Genomic DNA, 6,977 nt, shown 5'->3' with positions numbered 1-6,977 from the left:
AGCACGATCGCAGTCTTCAGCGCGCTCGTCTTCACCGGAATGCGCACTATGGGTCGACGAAAGGGTTTGGCGACGGCGGCGAGGGCAGCGTCGAGGTCGGCGATCAGGTCGGCCTTGTCCTCGATACCGACGGAGAGGCGGATGATGTTGTCTGCGACCTCGAGTTCCGTTCCACGCACCGAGGCGTGCGTCATCTCGGCGGGGTAGTTCACGAGGGACTCGACGCCACCGAGGGACTCGGCGAGCTGGAAGAGCTTCGTGGACTCGGCGAAGGCGCGGGCAGCGGCGGCCCCGCCGGCGAACGCGATCGAGAGCATGCCGCCGAAGCCGCTCATCTGGCGTTTGGCGAGCTCGTGGCCGGGGTGGTTCGGCAGGCCGGGGAAGTAGACGGCTTCGAGGGCTGGATGGCCGTCGAGGTGTTCGGCGATCGCCTGCGCGTTGGAGCAGTGCCGGTCCATCCGCACCGAGAGGGTCTTGATGCCGCGCACGGTGAGCCAGGCGTCGAGGGGTGCGGAGACGGGTCCTGTGGCGAACTGCAGGAACTGCGCCTTCTGGTAGAGCGCATCGTCATTGATCACGAGGGCCCCGCCGAGCACGTCGGAGTGACCGCCGAGGTACTTGGTGGTCGAGTGCACGACGACGTCGGCGCCGAACGCCAGCGGATGCTGCAGGGCGGGGCTCGCAAACGTGTTGTCGACGATCACGGTGACGCCGAAACGGTGCCCGAGCGTGGCGAGCGCCTCGATGTCGCTGATCTTCATGAGGGGGTTGCTCGGCGTCTCGACCCAGAGGATCTTCGTTTCAGCGGGAATGATCGCGGCCTCGACGGCGGCGAGATCGGACAGGTCGACGGTCGTGTTGCGGATGCCGACCGCGCCGTGCACCGTGTTGATCAGGCGGTGCGTTCCGCCGTAGACGTCGTTGCCGAGCACGATATGATCGCCGGGTGCGAGCAGGGCACGCAGGATGGTGTCCTCCGCGGCGAGGCCGCTCGCGAACGACAGGCCGTGCGCGCCACCCTCGAGGGCGGCGAGCAGGGTCTCGAGCACGGTGCGCGTCGGGTTCCCGCCGCGGCTGTATTCGTAGCCGCCGCGCAGATGGCCGATGCTCTCCTGCACATAGGTCGAGGTCAGGTAGATCGGCGGGATGACGGCTCCGGTCGTCGGGTCGAATTCCTGTCCGGCGTGGATGGCGAGGGTGTCGAAGTTCGGGGTGCTGGGCATCCGTGGGTCCTTTGGTGGTGGGCGCTCAGGCGCTGAGGTAGGTGAGGAGGTCGTGGCGGGTGATGACGCCGAGGGGCTTGCCATCGGCGGTGACGAGGAGGGCATCGTCGTGGGCGAAGGCGGCACGGGCGGACGCGACGGGTTCGTTGACGCCGATCATCGGCAGGGAATCGCCGACGTAGGCGCTGATCTTGTCGGTGAGTTTCGCCTCGCCGGAGAAGACGAGCTCCATCAAGTGGCGCTCGTCGATCGCGCCGAGCACCTCGCCCATCACGACCGGCGGCTTGGCGGTCAACACGAGCAGCTGGGAGACGCTCGACACCGTCATGGCCTCGATCGCGTCGCGCACGGTGTCGATCGGGTGCACGTAGACGAAGGCAGGCAGGGTGCCGGTCTTGCTCTCGAGGAGGTCTGCCACGGTGTGCCCGGCCGGGGCGTTGCTGAAGCCGTAGCTGCGCATCCACTTGTCGTTGAAGATCTTGCCGAGGTAGCCGCGACCGCCGTCGGGCAGCAGCACGACGACGACGGCGTCGGCCGGGAGGGTCGCCGCGGCGCGAAGGGCCGCGACCACGGCCATGCCGCTCGAACCGCCGACGAGGATGCCCTCTTCGAGTGCGAGGCGCCTGGTCATGGCGAAGGATTCGGCGTCGGAGACGGCGATGACCTCGTGCACGACGGCGGGGTCGTACGCCGCAGGCCAGAAGTCCTCGCCGACGCCTTCAACGAGGTAGGGCCTGCCGGTGCCGCCGGAGTAGACCGAGCCTTCCGGGTCCGCGCCGATGATGCGCACCGTGTCGCCGGAGACCTCGCGGAGGTACCGCCCGGTGCCGGTGATCGTTCCGCCGGTGCCGACGCCCGCGACGAAGTGGGTGACGGTGCCGTCGGTGTCGCGCCAGATCTCCGGACCTGTCGACTCGTAGTGGCTGAGCGGCCCGTTCGGATTGGCGTACTGGTTGGGCTTGAAGGCGCCGGGGATCTCCCTGGCGAGCCGGTCGGAGACGCTGTAGTACGACTCCGGGTCGTCGGGCGCGACGGATGTCGGGGTCACGACGACCTCGGCGCCGTACGCGGTGAGCACGTTGCGCTTGTCCTCGCCGACCTTGTCCGGCAGCACGAACACGCACCGGTAGCCGCGCTGCTGCGCGACGAGGGCGAGGCCGACGCCGGTGTTGCCGGACGTGGGTTCGACGATGGTTCCGCCGGGCAGCAGCAGGCCGTCACGTTCGGCGGCATCGATGATTCGGGCGGCGATCCGGTCCTTCGCGGAGCCGCCCGGGTTGAAGTACTCGAGTTTGACCAGCACGGTCGCGCCGATCCCCTCGGTGACCTTGTTGAGTTTGACCAGCGGCGTGTTGCCGATGAGGTCGAGGATGGTGTCTGCAATCTTCATGGAAGATCCTTCGTCGAGGTGTCGTGAATGTCACCGCGCGGCCTGGGGCTCACGCACGGGACGGGCGAGGAGTGATCGGGGTGGGGCGTCAGGGGTCGGTCAGCGACCCGGACAACACGGACACTTCAGACGGACGAGCACCCTCCAACTCTAGTACCGCTCGTCGGTGAGCGGGCGGGGCGGAATCACAGGGGCGCTCGGTGCCACGGCCGGGACAGCACCCGAGACGGCGCCCGGGCTCGCGACCTGCTCGGAGTAGAGCCGCGCGTAGACGCCGTTCGCGTCGAGCAGGCCGCCGTGGGTCCCGCTCTCGACGATCCGGCCGCCGTCGACGACGAAGATCACGTCGGCCGCGACGATCGTCGAGAGTCGGTGGGCGATCGCGATCGTGGTGCGGCCGCGGGACGCGGTGTCGAGTGCCGCCTGCACGACGCGCTCGGAGATGGCGTCGAGGGCGCTCGTCGCCTCGTCGAGGATGAGCACTTCCGGGTTCTTCAGGAGCACCCTGGCGATGGCGATACGCTGCTTTTCGCCGCCGGAGAGCCGGTACCCGCGCTCGCCGACGACCGTGTCGTAGCCGGCGGGGAAGGACGCGATCGTGTCGTGGATGCTCGCGGACCGGGCGGCGGCCTCGAGTTCGTCCGCCGTGGCATCCGGTTTCGCATAGCGGAGGTTCTCGGCGATCGTCGCGTGGAAGAGGTAGGTCTCCTGGCTCACAATGCCGATGTGGGAGACGAGGGACTGCTGGGCGAGATCGCGCACGTCGATGCCGCCGAACAGGACTCGCCCTTCCGTCGCCTCGTAGAAGCGGGGGATCAGGTAGGAGACGGTCGTCTTCCCGGCGCCGGACGGCCCGACGAACGCGGCGAACTGGCCGGGCTCGATCGTGAACGAGACCTGGTCGAGGGTGGGCCGGGACTCACCGGCGGCATCCGGATAGGCGAACGTGACGGCATCGAATTCGACGCGACCGGTGGCGGGGCCGGTCTCGGGCACCGCGAGAGCCTCCGGGGAATCCTGGATCGCCGGGACGAGGTCGAGGTACTGGAAGATCCGCGCGAAGAGGGCGCTCGAGGTCTGCAGGTCGAGTGCGACCCGCATCAGGCCGAGCAGGGGGAACAGCAGCCGGGACTGCACGGTCGTGAACGCGACGATCGTGCCTGCGGTGATGTCGGCGGAACCGTTGCTCATCAGCAGGCCGGCGACCAGGTAGACGATCGCGGGGATGCTCGAGAGGAAAATACTGACCATGGCGAAGAACCACTGGCCGCTCATCTGCTGGCTGACCTGCAGTCGTACCTGGTTGTCGTTCTCGTCCGAGTAGCGGCCGATCTCGGCCTGCTGCCTGGTGAAGCTCTTGGAGAGCAGAATCCCGGAGACGCTCAGAGTCTCCTGCGTGATCGCGGTCATGTCGGAGAGCGATTCCTGGGTCTTCGCCGCGATCCGGGCGCGGACCTGGCCGACGCGGCGCTGGGCGATCACGAGGATCGGCATCAGGATCAGGGCGACGATCGTGAGCTGCCAGTCGAGCAGGAGCATCGCGACGAACGCGGCGATCACGGTGACGGCGTTGCCGAGCAGGCTCGAGATGGTGTTCGTGAGCACGCTCGCGACGCCGCCGACGTCGTTCTGCAGCCGCGACTGGATGATCCCGGTCTTGGTGCGGGTGAAGAAGCTCAGCTCCATGGCCTGCAGGTGAGTGAACAGTCGCACGCGCAGGGCGCCCATCACGGTGTTGCCGACACTCGCGGTGAGCCAGGTCTGCCACACCCCGAGCAGCTGGGAACCGAGGTAGATCGCGATCATGAGCCCGACGAGGGTCGCGAGGCGGGGCAGGTTGGGCTCTCCCCCCGGCGGGAACAGGCCCTCGTCGAATGCGCGCTGCACGAGCAGAGGCGGGACCACCGAGAGCGCGGCGCTGATGATCACGAGCACGACGGTGACAGTGAGCGCGGTGCGGTGCGGCGCGAACAGCGCGGCAATCCTGCCGAGGAGGTTCGGTATCCGCGGTGCTTCGGCGTTCTCGGCGCGCTGGGCGACGGGGTCACCGCCGCTGATCCGCCCGCGCGGGCGTCCGTACTGTCCAGGCCGGCCGGAGGGGGCCGACCCGCCACCGTGGCCGTGCATTGCACTCATGAAGCCAGCCTAAACGTCGCCGCAGCGGCATCCGCTCGCCTGCAGGGCACGCAACTGTGCCCGCTCCGGACACCTGTTCCCGTTGCGCGGGGCACAGGTGTCCGTTACGGGCACAGGTGTTGTTCGAGCGGATGCCCGGGCCTGGTCAGCCCTTCGTCGAGCCGGCCAGCAGGCCGCGCACGAAGTAACGCTGCAGGCTGAAGAACACGATGAGCGGCACGATCAGGGACACGAAGGCCGCGGCCGTGAGGCGCTGCCAGTCCTGCCCTCGGGTACCGGTGAGTTCGGCCAGGCGCTGCGTGAGCGGGGCGACATCCGGCGTGCCGCCCGAGAAGATCAGGGCGACGAGCAGGTCGTTCCAGACCCAGAGGAACTGGAAGATCGCGAAGGACGCGAGCGCGGGCACCGCGAGCGGCAGCACGATCCGGAAGAAGACCTGGCCGTGGCTGGCGCCGTCGACACGGGCTGCCTCGATGACCTCGCTCGGGATCTCGGAGATGAAGTTGTGCAGCAGGAAGATCGCCAGCGGCAGCGCGAAGATCGTGTGCGCGATCCAGACCGGCAGGTAGTTCTGCGCCGGGATCATCGGGATCAGCTGGTGCAGCGCCTCCTGCCCGGGCTTCAGGATCGCGGTGAACATCTGGAGCAGCGGGATCAGCGCGAGCTGCAGGGGCACGATCTGCAGTGCGAACACGAGCACGAAGAGTGCGCCACTGCCCTTGAACTTGATCCAGGCAAAGGCGTACGCGGCCATCGAGGCGATCACGAGGGGGAAGATCGTGGCGGGGATCGCGATCGCGAGGGAGTTCACGAAGTACGCGCCGAGCTGCGGGGAGGACTGCGAGGTGGAGAGCAGCACCTCCTTGTAGTTGTCGAGCGTGAAGCCCGGGTTCTGCAGGATGGTCCACCACCCCGTCGTGGTGATCAGCCCGGCGGGCCGGAAGGAGGACACGAACAGGCCGAAGGTCGGCAGCGTCCACAGGATCGCGATGACGAGCGACACGACCGTCGCCGTGCGCGACGTGAGGCGCCGTTTCACCCTGGCCGACTTGGTGCCGACGGTGACGACCTCGAGGGCATTCTTCTTGGTGCCGACGATGGGCAGGTCGACTACGTTGTCGCTCATCGGATCTCCCTCTGCTTGCGCATGATTCGTACGTTGTAGATGACAATCGGCAGCACCATCAGGAACAGCACGATCGCGAGCGCAGCGCCACGGCCCTGCTCACCGGCTCGGAATGCCTGCGTGTACATCTCGTTGGCGATGACGCTCGTGTTGAAGTTACCGGCGGTCATCGTGCGCACGATGTCGAAGACTTTGAGGGTGGCGATCGAGATAGTCGTGATCACGACGACGAGCGAGCCGCGGATGCCGGGGATCGTCACGTTGGTGAACCGCTGCCAGGCGTTGGTTCCGTCGAGTTCGGCGGCCTCGATCTGCTCGGTCGGGACCCCCTTGATGGCTGCAGAGAGGATGACCATGGCGAATCCGGTCTGGATCCAGATCATCACGATGATCAGGAGGAAGGTGTTGATCGGCGAGGTCTGGAGCCACTGCACCGGCTGGCCGCCGAGCCAGACCACGATCTGGTTCAGGAGGCCGATCTGGTCGCTTCCTCCCGACTTGTAGTCGTAGATGAAGCGCCAGATGATTCCGGCACCGACGAAGGAGATCGCCATCGGCATGAAGACGAGGGCCTTGAAGTATTTCTCTCCCCGGGACTTGTCGATGAAGACCGCGTAGCCGAGGCCGATGGCCGTTGAGATCGTCGGCACGACGACAACCCAGATCAGGGTGTTGCCCAGGGTGATCAAAGCAGCCGGCTGGGTGAACATCCAGACGAAGTTCTCGGCGCCGACATAGGCACCCGAACTGTTGGTGAACGCCAGGAGGGAGGTGCGGAATGCCGGGTAGATCAAACCGGCAAGCAGCAGGAGGAGGGCGGGCGCGATGAAGAAAGTCAGCTGCCAATAGTCGCGCCCGCGTTTGGGCGCCCTGTCTATCAGGAAAAGCAGGAGACCGATGACAAGCGCGAACGCTGCCAGTGCCCCCACTACCTGGATTATCTTTCCGAGTAAGTCTGCGGTCGTCATTGGCCGGTCCCTTCAATCGTGCGCGAAGCGGTCGTGCGAGGGGTCGCGTGGAGGTCTTGTGGGTGGTGCAGGTGGTGCGGTCGTGCGGGAGGCGGGTGGCGGGGGGGCGCCCCCGAGGGGGCGGCGCCCCCCCC

At 67.2% G+C, this 6,977-nt stretch carries 5 protein-coding genes; all 5 read right to left on the bottom strand.

What is annotated here, in order from left to right; translation table 11 throughout:
- Nucleotides 1-1,223 (bottom strand): cystathionine gamma-synthase (locus QN345_RS13705; protein WP_323508762.1); only part of this gene is annotated, 1,223 nt, incomplete at its 3' end.
- A gap of 25 nt (nucleotides 1,224-1,248) precedes the next feature.
- Complete coding sequence (locus QN345_RS13700; protein WP_323508761.1) at nucleotides 1,249-2,613, bottom strand: cystathionine beta-synthase; 1,365 nt, start codon at nucleotides 2,611-2,613, stop codon at nucleotides 1,249-1,251.
- Between the two features lie 150 nt (nucleotides 2,614-2,763).
- Nucleotides 2,764-4,740, bottom strand: a complete 1,977-nt coding sequence (locus QN345_RS13695; protein WP_134558086.1) for an ABC transporter ATP-binding protein — start codon at nucleotides 4,738-4,740, stop codon at nucleotides 2,764-2,766.
- A 154-nt stretch (nucleotides 4,741-4,894) separates the two neighbouring features.
- On the bottom strand, nucleotides 4,895-5,875 hold the full coding sequence (locus tag QN345_RS13690; protein WP_134446748.1) for a carbohydrate ABC transporter permease: 981 nt from the start codon (nucleotides 5,873-5,875) through the stop codon (nucleotides 4,895-4,897).
- Nucleotides 5,872-6,843: a carbohydrate ABC transporter permease gene (locus QN345_RS13685; RefSeq protein ID WP_134446746.1), complete on the bottom strand. Its 972-nt coding sequence runs from the start codon at nucleotides 6,841-6,843 to the stop codon at nucleotides 5,872-5,874. Before QN345_RS13685 ends, QN345_RS13690 begins: the two co-directional genes overlap by 4 nt.
- Nucleotides 6,844-6,977 lie beyond the last annotated feature (134 nt).

This window comes from Cryobacterium sp. 10I1, assembly GCF_035019805.1.
Classification (GTDB): domain Bacteria; phylum Actinomycetota; class Actinomycetes; order Actinomycetales; family Microbacteriaceae; genus Cryobacterium; species Cryobacterium glucosi.
This window is presented reverse-complemented; position numbering and strand designations above follow the sequence as displayed.